At 74.1% G+C, this 14,942-nt stretch carries 9 protein-coding genes and 2 pseudogenes; 2 read left to right on the top strand and 9 right to left on the bottom strand.

From position 1 onward, the window contains the following. Positions 1-82 precede the first annotated feature (82 nt). From L6E17_RS30400 to L6E17_RS04160, 7 genes and pseudogenes are all read right to left on the bottom strand, one after another. The gene (locus L6E17_RS30400) at positions 83-625 is read right to left on the bottom strand and encodes a glycoside hydrolase family 6 protein (RefSeq protein ID WP_308315833.1); all 543 of its coding nucleotides are present in this window, start codon (positions 623-625) and stop codon (positions 83-85) included. Continuing rightward, a pseudogene (locus tag L6E17_RS30395) lies at positions 589-1,209 on the bottom strand (glycoside hydrolase family 6 protein); the annotation flags it as partial. The gene L6E17_RS30400 and the pseudogene L6E17_RS30395, both read right to left, overlap by 37 nt. Before the next feature lie 800 nt (positions 1,210-2,009). After that, a complete protein-coding gene (locus tag L6E17_RS04180; protein WP_236239371.1) occupies positions 2,010-3,146 on the bottom strand; it encodes an XdhC/CoxI family protein in 1,137 nt (378 codons plus the stop codon). Positions 3,147-3,205: 59 nt separating this feature from the next. Beyond that, complete coding sequence (locus tag L6E17_RS04175) at positions 3,206-4,648, bottom strand: NCS2 family permease (RefSeq protein ID WP_236239370.1); 1,443 nt, start codon at positions 4,646-4,648, stop codon at positions 3,206-3,208. A 237-nt stretch (positions 4,649-4,885) separates the two neighbouring features. Beyond that, positions 4,886-7,303, bottom strand: a complete 2,418-nt coding sequence (locus L6E17_RS04170) for a xanthine dehydrogenase family protein molybdopterin-binding subunit (protein WP_236239369.1) — start codon at positions 7,301-7,303, stop codon at positions 4,886-4,888. A 2-nt stretch (positions 7,304-7,305) separates the two neighbouring features. Next, positions 7,306-7,914 (bottom strand): (2Fe-2S)-binding protein, encoded by a 609-nt coding sequence (locus L6E17_RS04165; RefSeq protein ID WP_236239652.1) that lies wholly within the window; start codon positions 7,912-7,914, stop codon positions 7,306-7,308. 2 nt (positions 7,915-7,916) lie between these two features. Next, positions 7,917-8,807: a xanthine dehydrogenase family protein subunit M gene (locus L6E17_RS04160; RefSeq protein ID WP_236239368.1), complete on the bottom strand. Its 891-nt coding sequence runs from the start codon at positions 8,805-8,807 to the stop codon at positions 7,917-7,919. 462 nt (positions 8,808-9,269) lie between these two features. Between L6E17_RS04160 and L6E17_RS04155 the strand changes: the two are divergent. Then, positions 9,270-10,986, top strand: a pseudogene (locus tag L6E17_RS04155) (PucR family transcriptional regulator). Positions 10,987-11,328: 342 nt separating this feature from the next. On the opposite strand, the gene L6E17_RS04150 reads toward L6E17_RS04155, so the two are convergent. Both L6E17_RS04150 and L6E17_RS04145 read right to left on the bottom strand, forming a co-directional pair. Further along, positions 11,329-11,910: a restriction endonuclease gene (locus L6E17_RS04150; protein ID WP_308315820.1), complete on the bottom strand. Its 582-nt coding sequence runs from the start codon at positions 11,908-11,910 to the stop codon at positions 11,329-11,331. A gap of 143 nt (positions 11,911-12,053) precedes the next feature. Then, positions 12,054-12,263, bottom strand: coding sequence for a hypothetical protein (locus tag L6E17_RS04145; protein ID WP_236239366.1), 210 nt, complete (start codon positions 12,261-12,263; stop codon positions 12,054-12,056). A 750-nt stretch (positions 12,264-13,013) separates the two neighbouring features. On the opposite strand from L6E17_RS04145, the gene L6E17_RS04140 reads away from it, so the two are divergent. Then, positions 13,014-14,786 (top strand): SulP family inorganic anion transporter, encoded by a 1,773-nt coding sequence (locus L6E17_RS04140; protein WP_236239365.1) that lies wholly within the window; start codon positions 13,014-13,016, stop codon positions 14,784-14,786. The last annotated feature ends 156 nt before the right edge of the window (positions 14,787-14,942 follow it).

Here is a 14,942-nt window from a genome sequence, read left to right as displayed (position 1 = left end):
TGCGCACCGTCCAGGAAGGCCGTCGGCGGGATCTGGCGAGTTCCCGCCGGACCGGCTCCAAACATGCCGCGGCCGGCCCGGCTCACTCCTCCCTGGCGCCTCCGCCGTGCGGCGCAGCCCCTGCCCCACCGACGCCGGAGCGGCAGCGGGGCCGGAATCGTACGGGTCTTCGGGGCGGCCCGGCGGCGGGGCGGGGCCACCGGCGTCCCGGCGGCCCCGCCCCGCTCTCCCTCCCCTGCGGACGGCTCAGACGATGGGCGGGCCGGCGAACCGTACGAGTTCGAGGGCCTGCTGCGGAACCAGTCGCCCGCCGGGGGTCGACGGTGCCGCGGGCGGGGTCCTCGGGGCCGGGGGTGCCGCGCAGGCACAGGCCGTCCGACTCCCCCGGGATCTTGATCCACAGGCGGGCGTCGTGCAGGGGCTCGCCGGTGCGGGTGGTCGGCCGGGCGCCGAGGCCGCGGTCCGGCGGGTTGCACCACTCCTGGGCGTCCGGGTACGCCCCGCGGGCGCCGTCCAGGGCCCGCGGCCGTTGCGGCTGGAGTCGGTCACGAAGTGCTTCATCGCGCGCGGGTCGGCGGGCGCGTTCGCCGCGACCCAGGCGTCGGCCTCCTCCTGCGGCGTCCACTGGTCCGGGCAGTGCGCGGGGTCGCCGCCGCCCGCCGCGTGGGCGAGGCAGGCGGAGATCAGTGTGCCGTAGCGGACGTTGGCGGCGTCGGTCTGGTAGTTCGAGACGTTCAGGAAGAAGCCGGCCGCCCCGTCGACGCCGCCCTCCGCGAGGCGCGGGACGATGCTGCGGACGCTGTGCCAGCCGGGGTGTCCCGCGTCCAGGTACACCTTGGTGCGCGGCAGCCGTCCGAGGACGTCGACGGCGTACCGGATCTCCTTGAAGCGGGCCGCCGTGAGGGTGCCCTCGGCGTCGTCCTGGCCGCAGTCGGAGGGCATCAGGGCGAGCGAGTCGGGTTCGAGGACGACCAGGGCCCGGTGGCCGCCGATGCCGCGGGCGACGGCGTCGATCCAGGCCTGGTACTCGGCCGTGTTCGAGGCCCCGCCGCCGGAGTAGTTGGCGCAGTCCCGGCCGGGGACGTTGTAGAGCGCCAGCACCGGCAGGGCGCCCTTGCGGGCCGCGGCGCGGACGACGTCCCGGGCGGCGCCGGCCGCCTCGCCGGGCGACTCTCCGGTCAGCCAGACGGCCTGGGGGGTGCGCACCATGCGGAGGATCCCGACGGCGTCCTGGTACCTCCCCTCCCGGGCCAGGTCGCGGATCTGCTCCACGGCGCCCGGGTTGGGCGCCGGGGTGTGGAGGCGGGCGGTGTCGTGCGCACCGCTCCCCGCGGCCGCGGGGGCGGGCGGCAGGGCGGCGGCGAGGGCGAGCGGCAGAGCGAGCAGGGCGCCGGCCGCTCTTCGGCGGACACGGGTGGGCACACGGCTGCGCAGGTGCGTGCGGATACGCATGGCGGGACCTCCGGCAACGACTACTGGGAGCGCTCCCAGGAGCCTTCCGCCACAGCCGCGTACACGTCAAGAGCCCGAACGGAACGGACGCCCTCCGGCAGCCGCGGCGGGGCCCTCGACGGGCACTCCGCAGGGCGCACGACGCGGCTGCGGGCCTGAGCCGTACGGCCGCGGGGTGGCGGCAGGCGGGCAACTGGGGCGGCGGCGCGAGCAGCCGAGGGCGGCGGCTCGGGGACAACGGATGGCACCAGCAACCGAAGGCGCCGGCAGCCAAGGACGGCAGCGCGGGGACAGCCACAGGCGCCAGCCGAGGGCGGCGCGAGCAGCCGAGGGCACCAGCAACCGAGGGCGGCGCGGGGCGGCCGGGGGCGCCGGCAGCCGAGGCCGGCAGCGCGGTGGCGCGGGCGGCCGGGCCGCGGGGCTTGCAGCGGCGCAGCCACGCAGCACGTCCGGCCCTCAGAGGGGCCGCTGTCCCAGCCCCGTCCGGTCAGCCGGGGGCGGGGGCGCGGGGGCGGCCGGCCTTCAGGGGTTCGGCGGCCCGGCGCCGCCGGGTGGTGTCACGCCACGGAGTCGATGCGGCCCGCCGGGGCGTCGGGGCCGTCGTGGTGGATGGGGGTGTGCGCGCCGGTGAGCGAGACGCCGCTGCCGCCGCGGCGGTGGGCGACGATCTCGGCGGCGATGGAGATCGCGGTCTCCTCCGGGGTGCGGGCGCCGAGGTCCAGGCCGATGGGCGAGCGGAGCCGCGCCAGTTCCAGTTCGGTGACGCCGACCTCCCGCAGCCGGCGGTTGCGGTCCTGGTGGGTGCGGCGGGAGCCCATCGCGCCCACGTAGGCGACCGGGAGGCGCAGGGCGCGCTGGAGGAGCGGCACGTCGAACTTGGCGTCGTGCGTCAGCACGCACAGCACCGTACGGGAGTCGACGTCCGTGGAGTCGAGGTACTCGTGGGGCCAGCCCACCACGACCTCGTCGGCTTCCGGGAAGCGCGCGGCGGTGGCGAACACCGGGCGGGCGTCGCACACCGTGACCCGGTAGCCGAGGAACGCGCCGACCCTGACCAGGGCCGAGGCGAAGTCGATGGCGCCGAAGACGATCATGCGGGGCGGCGGCACGCTGGACTCGACCAGGAGCGTCAGGGGCCGCCCGCAGCGCGAGCCGTCCGCACCGATGGCGACCGTTCCGGTCCGGCCCGCGTCGAGCAGCGCGCGGGCCTCGGCGGCGGCGGTGCGGTCCAGCTCCGGGTGGCCGCCGAGGCCGCCCTCGTACGAGCCGTCGGGGCGCACCAGCAGCGCGGTGCCCATCAGCTCGCGCGGGCCGTCCGCGACCCTGGCGAGGGCCGCCGCGCTGCCCGCGGCGGCCGTCGCCAGGGCGGCGGGGTAGACCCCGCCGCGGACGGGGGTGACGAGGACGTCGATGACGCCGCCGCAGGTGAGGCCGACGGCGAAGGCGTCCTCGTCGCTGTAGCCGAAGCGTTCGAGGATGGTCTCGCCGTCCTCGAGGGCCTGCCGGCACAGTTCGTACACCGCCCCCTCCACGCATCCGCCCGAGACCGAGCCGACGGCCGTGCCGGCGGCGTCGACGGCGAGCGCGGCACCCGGCTGGCGGGGTGCGCTGCCGCTGACGGCGACGACGGTGGCGACGGCGAAGTCGCGCCCCTGCTCGGCCCACTGGGCGAGCTCTTCGGCGATGTCCAGCATGTCGGCCTCCTCGGGTCTCGGGAGCGGAAGGGTGGAGGGGGGCGGCGGTCAGGGGCGGGTCAGTGTCCTGTGCCGGTGGCGAAGTAGAAGACGAAGACCGCCGAGAGGATCCACATGAGGATGCTCGGTTCCCGCCACTTGCCCTGCGCCGCCTTGATGGCGCAGAAGGCGATGACTCCGGCGCCGACACCCGTGGTGATGGTGTAGGTGAACGGCATCAGGACGACCGTGAGGAAGACCGGTACGGCGACCGACCAGTCGCCCCAGTCGACGTGGCGGGCGTTCTGCAGCATCATCGCGCCGATCACGACGAGGGCGGCGGAGGCGACCTGGCCGGGGACGAGCTGGGTGAGCGGGGTGAAGAACAGGCACGCGGCGAAGAACAGGCCGGTGACCGAGGCGGAGAGGCCCGTGCGGGCGCCTTCGCCGACGCCGGTGGCGGACTCGATGAAGACGGTCTGGCCGGAGGCGCTCGTGACGCCGCCGATCGCGCCGCCCGCGCCGTCGATGAAGAGGGCCTTGTTGAGGCCCGGCATCTTGCCGGCGTGGTCGGCGAGCTTGGCCTCCTGGCCGACGGCGATGATGGTGGCCATCGCGTCGAAGAAGCCGGCCAGCACCAGGGTGAAGACCACCATGGCGACGGCGGCGTAGCCGAGCTGCTCCCAGCCGCCGAACTCGACCTGGCCGAAGAGTGAGAAGTCCGGCATCGAGACGACGCTGCCGTGCAGGATCGGCGCGCTGCCGCCCCACTCGTCCTCGGAGATCCAGCCGGCGGCGGTGGCGGTGACGGAGATGACCGTGCCGACGACGATGCCGAGGAGGATCGCTCCGGGCACCTTCCGGGCCTGCAGCATGAAGATCAGCAGCAGGGTGACGACGAAGAGGACGACGGGCCAGCCGGTGAGCGAGCCGTTCACGCCGAGGGTGACCGGGCCGCCGCCCTCGCTCTTGCCGACGAAGCCGGCGTTGACGAAACCGATCATGGCGATGAACAGGCCGATGCCGATGGTGATGCCGTGCTTCATCGCCAGGGGTATCGCGTTCATGATGAACTCGCGGACGCCGGTGACCACCAGCAGGCAGATCACCGCGCCGTAGATGACGCACATGCCCATGGCCTGCGGCCAGGTCATGCTGGGCGCGACCTGGGTGGAGACGACGCCCGCGACGCTGAGGCCCGCCGCCAGGGCGAGCGGGACCTTGCCGATGAGACCCATCGCCAGGGTGGTGACCGCTGCGGCCAGGGCGGTGGCGGTGATCAGGGCGGGCTGGCTCAGCTTGTTCCCGAGCACGTCCTCGCCGCCGAGGAGCAGCGGGTTGAGCAGGAGGATGTACGCCATGGCCATGAAGGTCGTGACGCCGCCGCGCACCTCGCGCGCGACCGTGGATCCTCTGTGACTGATGTGAAAGTACCGGTCGAGCCAGGACCGTCCGGCGGGGATGCGCGGGCCTTGGCCCGCGTCGTCCGAGACGGTTCTGGGCTCCACTGACGACTGGGTCATGGTGCCTGACTCCCAAGGTTCAAAGGGGCACCCGCGGGGACGCCTGTCCGGGTCTGAGTGCGGGATTTGGGATGCTGCTTGGCTGCACGACCCGGGGGACGGCCCGAGACGAACGGTGGGGGGGGGTTGCGGGGGGTGGCTCCGGGCGGGGCGGGCGCGGACCTGTGACGTTCCTGTGAGGCACGCTCCGCCCGGAGGGTTCGTGGGGCCGGGGGGACGGGTCCCCCCGGCGCGCCGTCACGCCGTACCGGTGAGGTGCTCCGGGCGCACCGGCGTACGGTCGAGTGCCAGCCCGGTCGCGTTGCGGATCGCCGCGAGGACGGCCGGGGTGGACGACAGGGTGGGGGCCTCGCCGATGCCGCGCAGCCCGTAGGGGGCGTGGTCGTCGGCGAGTTCCAGCACGTCGACCGGGATGGTCGGCGTGTCGAGGATGGTGGGGATGAGGTAGTCCGTGAAGGAGGGGTTCTTCACCTTCGCGGTCTTCGGGTCGACGACGATCTCCTCCATGACCGCCACACCCAGGCCCTGGGTGGTGCCGCCCTGGATCTGGCCGACGACGGACAGCGGGTTGAGGGCCTTGCCGACGTCCTGGGCGCAGGCCAGCTCGATGACCTTGACCAGGCCGAGCTCGGTGTCCACCTCCACGACCGCGCGGTGGGCGGCGAAGGAGTACTGGACGTGGCCGTTGCCCTGGCCGGTGCGCAGGTCGAACGCCTCGGTGGGGCGGTGGCGCCACTCGGCCTCGATCTCCACGGCCTCGTCGCCGAGGACGTCGACGAGGTCGGCGAGGACCTCCCCGCCGTCGGTGACGACCTTGCCGCCCTCCAGGAGGAGTTCGGCGGTGGCCCAGGCCGGGTGGTAGGTGCCGAACCTGCGGCGGCCCATCTCCAGGACCTTCTCGCGGACGAGCTCGCAGGAGTTCTTGACGGCGCCGCCGGTGACGTACGTCTGCCGGGAGGCGGAGGTGGAGCCGGCGGAGCCGACCTGGGTGTCGGCCGGGTGGATGGTCACCTGGGTGACGCCCAGCTCCGTGCGGGCGATCTGCGCGTGCACGGTGACGCCGCCCTGGCCGACCTCCGCCATCGCGGTGTGGACGGTGGCGACGGCCTCGCCGTTGATGACCTCCATGCGCACCTTGGCGGTGGAGTAGTCGTCGAAGCCCTCGGAGAAGCCGACGTTCTTGATGCCGACCGCGTAGCCGACGCCGCGGACGACGCCCTCGCCGTGGGTGGTGTTGGACAGGCCGCCGGGCAGGGCGCGCACGTCGGCGCCCTCGGTGGTCTCCCACTGGCGCTCGGGCGGCAGCGGCCGGGCCTTGATGCGGCGCAGCAGCTCGGCGACCGGGGCCGGGGAGTCGACCGGCTGCCCAGTCGGCATGATCGTGCCCTGCTCCATGGCGTTGAGCTGCCGGAACTCGACGGGGTCCATGCCGAGCTTCGCCGCCAGCTTGTCCATCTGCGCCTCGTAGGCGAAGCACGCCTGGACCGCGCCGAAGCCGCGCATGGCGCCGCAGGGCGGGTTGTTGGTGTAGAGGGCGATGGCCTCGATGTCGACGTCGTCGACGACGTACGGGCCGACGGACAGCGAGGAGGCGTTGCCGACGACGGCCGGGGAGGCGGAGGCGTAGGCGCCGCCGTCCAGCACGATCCGGCACTTCATGTGGGTGAGCTTGCCGTCCCTGGTGGCGCCGTGCTCGTAGTAGAGCTTCGCCGGGTGGCGGTGGACGTGCCCGAAGAAGGACTCGAAGCGGTTGTAGACCATCTTCACGGGCTTGCCGGTGCGCAGGGCGAGCAGGCAGGCGTGGATCTGCATGGAGAGGTCCTCGCGGCCGCCGAAGGCGCCGCCGACGCCGGAGAGCGTCATGCGGACCTTCTCCTCGGGCAGGCCGAGGACGGGGGCGATCTGGCGGAGGTCCGAGTGGAGCCACTGGGTGGCGACGTACAGGTCGACGCCGCCGTCCTCGCAGGGCACGGCGAGGCCGGACTCGGGGCCGAGGAACGCCTGGTCCTGCATGCCGAAGGTGTACTCGCCCTCGACGATCACGTCGGCCCGCTTGCGGGCCTCCTCGACGTCGCCGCGGACGATGGGCTGGCGGTGCACGACGTTCGGGTGCGGGACGTGCCCGGCGTGGTGGTCGTCGCGGCCCGGGTGGAGGAGCGGGGCGTCCTCGGCGAGGGCGGACGCCTCGTCGGTGACGACGGGCAGCTCGCGGTAGTCGACCTTGATCTTGGCGGCCGCGCGGCGGGCGGTCTCCGGGTGGTCGGCGGCGACGAGGGCGACCGGCTCGCCGTGGTGGCGTACGCGGCCGTGGGCGAGGACCGGGGTGTCCTGGATCTCCAGGCCGTAGTTCTTCACGTCGGTCGGCAGGTCGTCGTAGGTGAGGACCGCGTACACGCCGGCCTGGGCGAGGGCCTCCGAGACGTCGATGGAGACGATCTCGGCGTGGGCCACGGGCGAGCGGAGGATCTGGCCCCACAGCATGTCCTCGTGCCACATGTCCGAGGAGTACGCGAACTCGCCGGTGACCTTGAGGGTGCCGTCGGGGCGGAGCGTGGACTCGCCGATGCCGCCCTTGGTGCCCTGGGCGCCCTGGGTGACCTTGGTGGGCGTGCCGGCCGGAGCCGCGGCGGCCCGGATGCTGCTCGTGCTGCTCATGGTCAGACCGTCCCTTCCTGGAGCCCCTGGCGTTCCTGGCGGGCGGCCGCGAGGCGGACGGCGTCCAGGATCTTCTCGTAACCGGTGCAGCGGCAGAGGTTGCCGGAGAGCGCTTCGCGGATGTCCTCGTCGGTCGGGGACGGGTTGCGCTCCAGCATCTCGTCGGCGGCGACGAGCAGGCCGGGGGTGCAGAAGCCGCACTGGACGGCGCCCGCGTCGATGAAGGCCTGCTGGATCGGCGACAGCTCGGTGCCCTCGCCGGTCTGGGAGTCGGTGCCCTTGGCGGACCAGCCCTTGGCCTCGTCGAGGGACGTGCCGGAGGACCCGCAGGCGCCGGAGGCGCAGCCGCCCTCGGCGCGCTGCCTGGCGTAGTCGGCGAGGCCCTCGACGGTGACGACGTCGCAGCCCTCGACCTGGCCTGCGGCGACCAGGCAGGAGCACACCGGCACACCGTCGAGGCGGACCGTGCAGGAGCCGCACTCGCCCTGCTCGCAGGCGTTCTTGGAGCCGGGCAGGCCCAGCCGCTCACGCAGGACGTAGAGGAGGGACTCGCCCTCCCAGACGTCGTCGGCCTGCTGGGGGCGTCCGTTGACCGTGAAGTTGACGCGCATGGTCATGCAGCTCCTTCAAGCGTGCGGGCACTGCCGCGGTACTGCTCCCAGGTCCAACCGAGGGTGCGCCGGGCCATGATGCCGACGGCGTGGCGGCGGTACCTGGCGGTGCCGCGCACGTCGTCGATGGGGTTGCAGGCGGCGGAGGCGAGGTCCGCGAACTGCTTGGCGACGGACGGGGTGATGATCTTGCCGTTGTCCCAGAAGCCGCCCTCCTCCAGCGCGGCGTTCAGGAACTCCTCGGCCTCCTTCGCCCGGATGGGGGTGGGCGCGGCGGAGCCGATCCCGGTGCGCACGGTGCGGGTCTCCGGGTGGAGGGCGATGCCGAAGGCGCAGACGGCGATGACCATGGCGTTGCGGGTACCCACCTTGGAGTACTGCTGCGGGCCGCCGGCCTTCTTGATGTGGACGGTCTTGATCAGCTCGTCGGGCTGCAGGGCGTTGCGCTTGACGCCGGTGTAGAACTCGTCGATCGGGATGAAGCGGCTGCCGCGGACCGACTCGACCTCCACCTCGGCGCCCGCGGCCAGCAGGGCCGGGTGGGCGTCGCCGGCGGGGGACGCGGTGCCGAGGTTGCCGCCGACACCGCCGCGGTTGCGGATCTGCGGCGAGGCCACGGTGTGGGAGGCGAGCGCGAGGCCGGGCAGTTCGGCGCGCAGGTGCTCCATGATCCGGGTGTACGGGACGGAGGCGCCCAGCCGGACGTTCTCCTCGCCGACCTCCCAGTCACGGAGCAGCTCGATGCGGTTCAGGTCCAGGAGGTACTCGGGCCGCCGGTGGTCGAAGTTGATCTCGACCATGACATCGGTGCCACCCGCGATGGGCACAGCCGTGGGGTGCTCGGCCTTGGCGGCCAGCGCCTCCTCCCAGCTTGCGGGGCGAAGGAAGTCCATGAGTGGCTCTCTTCATTCTGATGACGTGATCCCGCCGCTCCGGGTCTCCCCCGCCTCCCCCGGCGGCCTGGTACGTCCGGGGCGGGACGTACGGGGCGCCCGTGGGGCGGTGGGATCGGGGCGGTGTGATCGATGCGATCGGGGCTTCTCGCCGGGGGTCGGGGACGGCCGGCCCTGGACGGGGTGTTCATCTGGTGTTAACGCGTTGTGGCCCCAGTACACCCAGCGGTGCTCCACCCGGTGCAGTCACCGAAACCATGAAGGAGTTGGCTGGCAGGGCGGGCCATCTTGTAGATTCGAACGAAAGGCGAGGATCGGCAACCTCTCCGTTTCCCCCCGGAAACACCAAGCCACGGGGCACCGGCGACAACCGGACACCTCCCGGGCACCCAGGGGCCCCGTGCCCCCCTCGGAACACCCTCACACCCACGAACACCCACGAGAAGGATCGGCGGCGACGACATGCGGCTGCGCGCACTGCTGGAGACCGACGCGCTGGGCCTGCGGCTCCTCGGCGGCGAGGACGAGCTGGACCGCACCGTGCGCGGCGTCATGACGACGGACCTGCGGGACCCCAGCCGCTACCTGTCCGGCGGCGAGCTGGTGCTCACCGGTCTGGCCTGGCGGCGCGGCCCCGCGGACTCCGAGCCGTTCGTACGGATCCTGTCGGCGGCCGGGGTGGCGGGCCTCGCCGCGGGCGAGGCGGAGCTGGGGCCGGTCCCCGAGGATCTCGTCGAGGCGTGTTTGCGCCATCGCCTGCCGCTGTTCGCCGTGAACGAGTCCGTTGCATTCGCAACCATTACGGAGCATGTCGTACGACAGGTGTCCGGCGAGCGCGCCGGGGACCTGGCGGCCGTCGTCGATCGCCACAGGAGGCTGATGACGTCCGGCCCGGCCGGCGGCGGCCCCGAGGTCGTCCTCGACCTGCTCGGCTCCGACCTCGACCTGCGGGCCTGGGTGCTGTCGCCGACGGGCCGGCAGATCGCCGGCGCGGGCACGGACCTGCCCGCGCAGCTCGGGGCGCTGCTCGCCGGGGAGCACCTGGCCGCGACCCGCATGGGGCGGCGCGGACCGCACCGGGCCGCGGTGGGCGGGACCACGTACTCGCTCTTCCCGATCCGCAACACCGGGCGCGGCGCCGCGCCGGCGGTCAGGGACGTGCGCGAGACGGTGCTGTCGGACTGGCTGCTGGCCGTGGAGGCGGACGCGGGCGACTGGCCGGCGGCCCGGCTGGACCTGCTGCAGGGCGTCACCCAGCTCATCGCCGTGGAGCGGGACCGGCGCGACGCGGCCCGCGCGGTGCGGCGCCGACTGGCCCAGGAGGTCCTGGAGCTGGTGCAGACGGGCGCGGCCCCGCGGAGATCGCGGCGCGGCTGCGGGTGGCGGCGCCGGTGCTGCTGCCGGGTCTCGGCACGGCACCGCACTGGCAGGTCATCGTGGCGCGGGTCGAATGGGGCGAGGACGGCGCGGCGGTGGAACCCGGGCCGGTGGCGCAGTCCCTGCTGGAGGAGGTGCTGGTCGACCCGGCGACGACGGGCCCGGAGTCGGCGGACCGGATCGCGGTCGCGCACACCGGCGACGAGGCCATCGCGCTCGTCCCCCTGCCGGCCCTGCCCCCGTCCGTCACCGAACCGGCAGCGGACGGCGGCGAGCCCGCCGCGGACCCGGCGGTGGACGGCGGGCCCGGACTGCACGCGGACCGGCTGCTGGCGGCCGTGCGGGTGCCGCTGTCCGCGGGCCTCGGCGAGGACGGGCGGCTCACCCTGGGCGTCAGCGCGGCGGTGCACTCGGCGGAGGCCTGCGCGGCGCCTTGGAGGAGGCCCGGCACGCCCGCCGCGTGGCGGCGGCCCGTCCCGGCCGGGTGTGCGCGGCCGGCCACCACGAGCTGGCGTCCCACGTGCTGCTGCTCCCGTTCGTGCCGGACGACGTGCGCCGCGCGTTCACGGCCCGCCTGCTGGACCCCCTGCGCGACTACGACCGGCGGCACCGGGCGGAGCTGATCCCGACCCTGGAGGCGTTCCTGGACTGCGACGGCTCCTGGACCCGCTGCGCCACACGGCTGCACCTGCACGTGAACACCCTGCGGTACCGCGTCGGCCGCATCGAGCAGCTGACGGGCCGCGACCTGTCCCGCCTGGAGGACAAGCTGGACTTCTTCCTGGCGCTGCGCATGTCGTGAGGGCTGCGCATGTCGTGAGGATCGGGGGAGGCGGCGCGGCGGTCGCGTCCCACCGCAACGGCGGCTGGTCTGGGTGCTCTTCGTGGCGGCGCTATGGGGTCGTGCGGGCAATCGGGACGGACGCGGACGCGGCTCCGTCCGGCGGTCGCCGAAACCCCGGCGCAGTGACCTCTGCCGGTACGCTCCCGACCGGGCGCGGTCGCGCCGCACCCGGCGTCCGGTGGTGATCGACTCGGGATGCCACGCGTCACGGCGGAGAAGGATTGCACACGGGCACCTGGCCGAGCCGCGACCGGCGGACCGGGTGCTCCGGTTGCCGACAGGGCGCCATCCCGTGCGTGTTCAGGACAGCGAGCTGGGGCGGCGGGGCGGCGGAACGGCCCGGAGCAGCTCCCACAGGGGGCGCGAGCCGGACGCCCACACCCCCAGGGTGTGGCGGTCGACGATGTGCAGGTGCTGCTGCTCGGCGAAGTCCACGGCGGGTCCGGTGGCACGGCCGTTGGTCACGATGACCGCGACGTCGGCGCCGTGGACCGGGCGCGCGGTGCCGTTGAGCACCTGCAGGTCAGGGGTCCCCACCGCGGAGCCTGCGAGCCCCTTGCGCCGGTGCTTGCACTGGATCACCCAGCGGCGGCCGTAGGGGTCGGTGGCCTTCACATCCGCACCCAGGTCACCGCCGCCTCCGACCCGGACCGCGTCCCGGCAGCCGTCGCGGCGCATGAGGTCGCGCACCGCCTCCTCGAACCGTGAGTGGTGCAGGGCGTCGAGGTGGGGCAGGGCGTACCGCAGCCCCCGGGCCCGGACCGCTTCCCACCGTGCTCGCTGTCGCTTGTGGTGGATCCAGCCGCCGCCGACCAGCGCTGAGAGCGTGGCGAAGAAGACGAGGACCCACCAGTGGACCAGGAGCCAGTCGACGACAGCCACCACCAGAGCGACAACCGCGGTCGCGGCGAGCAGGGAGCCGACCAGCCGGTCGTCCGCCCGCCGACGGCGGCTCGGTCCACGGGTACGCCTCCGGGTCGGCCGGCGCCCGGGTGCCGGTGTCCTCCGCTTGCCTCCGCGGGAGCTCATCGGCCGGCCTGTGTGACGCCGCCTGCGAGCTGTCCCACGACGTTCAGGATGCCCTGGCCGATCGCGGTGGGGGCAAGCAGGACGCCCAGAGTCAGGATGACGATGGCTGTGGTCCTCTCCTCGGCCCGGCTGCGAGCCTGCGTACGGCGCCGCAGCCGGAAGAAGACGATGACTGCGAGCAGCACGGCCACATTGATGGTCAGCAACCGTCCGGACCTCCCCACCGACCGGCCATCACTGGCGGGGCGGCAGCTCACCGCCCCAGCGCTCATGTGTAGCGGCGCGCAGGTGGGTCGGGAGGCGGGTCGCCTGCGAATGGCACGAATGCATCGGGCCTGGCCGAATGCCGCGGCGACCGGTCGGTGATGCGCGCGGGCACCATACGGGCTTCCGAACGGGCCGCCCGCGGGACGCAGCGGCGGAGGGCGACCACAGACGACGATCAAGGCACCAGCCGCCCGGCAGGGGCGTGAACCGGCCTCGGCCGTGCGCTCCGCTTGGCGCGATCACGCTCTGCCGACGAAGGTAATGGGACGGTAAAGTGCGGAAGTGAGCGTGGTCGCGGGTGGCGTAGCCGCCCGTGCCGCCGTGCTGCGGCGCGCTCTGCAGACTGACCCGACCACACCGCGCCGCATGCGTTGCGCGCAGGAGGCAGGCCACTCGTGGACCCCCACCGGAACCTTCGCTTACCCGCCCTCTCCCCCTCCCCCACAGCGCCCGTGCAGCTCGCGCGGACCGCCCCCACCGGATCACCGGTGCCCGCGCAGCGCCCCTGCGCCCCCCGCCGCGCCCTCGCTTCGCGGCTCTCTCCTCTGCACCTCGGCATGACGGCCCGGACCGGCCGAAGAAGACCGCGCGCCCGCGCGGCGCGCCCCTGAGCCCGCCCCCGCGCCCCGCCGGGCGCCCCGCCGCCCGGCGTCTTCCCCCCACCGGTCCCGTGCTCCGAGGAACCCACCGTGCTCCGTGCCCTCAAGGATCCTGCCGTGCTGCGGCAGGACCTCCTCGCTTCCCTCGTCGTCTTCCTGGTCGCCGTCCCGCTGTGCATCGGCGTGGCCGTGGCCTCCGGCGTCCCCGCCGAACTGGGCCTGGTCACCGGCATCGTCGGCGGCCTGCTCGTCGGCGCCCTCCCGGGCAGCCGACTCCAGGTCAGCGGCCCCGCCGCCGGCCTGACCGTACTCGTGTACGACGCCGTCACCGCCTTCGGCGCCGCCATGCTCGGCGCGATCGTCCTGGCGGCCGGACTGCTCCAGGTCGCGATGGGCGCCCTGCGGTTCGGCCGCTGGTTCCGGGCCATCTCCCTGGCCGTCGTGCAGGGCATGCTCGCCGGCATCGGCCTGGTCATCGTCCTCGGCCAGCTCTACGCGCTGGCGGACGCCACCGCCCCGTCAGGGGGCCTGCAGAAAATAGCCGGCCTCCCCGGGCTCACCGGGGACATGGTCACCGCCGTGGTCTCTCCCACCGCCTTCGCCGTGGGCGCCGGCACCGTCGCCGTCCTCGTGCTGTGGCCGCGGCTGCCCGGACGCCTGCCCCGGGTCGTGCCGGGCGCGCTCGCCGCGGTGGCCCTCGCCACCGCCGTGACCTGGTTCGCCGGGCTGCCGGTGGCCAAGGTGGAGGTGCAGGGCCTGCTCGGCGCCCTGCGCCCGCCGGGCGCCGAGGAGTTCGCCGGCCTGCTCGCCCCGGCCGTGCTCGGCACGGTGCTGGCGTTCGCGCTCATCGCCTCCGCCGAGAGCCTGTTCAGCGCGGCCGCGGTGGACCGGATGCACAACGGCCCCCGCACCCACTACGACAAGGAGCTGGTCGCCCAGGGCGTCGGCAACACCGTGTGCGGCGCGCTCGGGGCGCTGCCCATGACGGCCGTCATAGTCCGCAGCGCCGCCAACGTGCAGGCGGGCGCCCGCACCGCCCTGTCCCGGGTGCTGCACGGGTTGTGGCTGCTGCTGTTCGCGGCGCTGCTCCCGGCCGTGATCGGCACGGTGCCGCTGGCCGCGCTGGCGGGTGTGCTGGTGCACGCGGGCTGCAAGCTGGTGCCCGTACGCGAGTGGGGGCCGCTGTGGCGGGACCACCGGGGCGAGGCCGTCGTCCTCGCGGTGACGGCGGTGGCCGTGGTGACGACGAACCTGTTCGAGGGTGTGCTGCTGGGACTGCTGGTGGCCGTGGTGAAGACGGCGTGGGACACCTCGCACGTCCACGTCGACGTACGCGAGGACACCGGCGTACGCGAGGACACCGCCGTGCGCGAGGGCACCGGCCTACGGGAGGGCACCGCCGCCCGCCTGGACAGCGGCGTGCGCCGGGACTCCGGCGCCCACGGGCACGCCGGCGCGGGCCGGGGCACCGGCGCGCGGACGGACACCGCCCTGCGGACCGACCCGGACCTCCTGACCGAGCCGGATCAGCCGACAGAGCCGGATCGGGCGACGGGCGCGGCCATACCGAAGCAGCCGGGTCCGCGTGAGGACACCGGCGGCCCCGCGGGCGGCGGAGGCAGCGGGGGTCGGCTGGTCGTCACCGTGGTCGGCAACGCCACGTTCCTGCGTCTGCCCCGCCTCATGGAGGCGCTGGAAGCCCTGCCCCAGGACCGGCTGATCGAGCTGGACCTGTCCGGCCTGCGCCACCTCGACCACGCCTGCCGCCACGCGCTGGAGAACTGGGCGGCCCGGCACAACGACGCCGGGGCGGGCGCGGTCCGCATCGGCGGCCTCGGCGTCCGGGCGCACACCGGCGAGTAGCACCCGCCCGCACGACCCGGCCCTCCCCACCGCCACCCGGGACGCTTGATTGTGAATCAATTCACGCGGCCCTCTGGTTCCTTGAACCGATTCGTGCTGAGATGCGTCCGGACTCACACAGCTCGACGGCGCGCTAGGGGAGGGCAATGTGGCGCA

The organism is Streptomyces sp. CC228A (assembly GCF_021390935.1).
GTDB lineage: Bacteria > Actinomycetota > Actinomycetes > Streptomycetales > Streptomycetaceae > Streptomyces.
The sequence above is the reverse complement of the archived record's forward strand: the minus strand, read 5'-3'. Positions and strand labels throughout refer to the sequence as shown.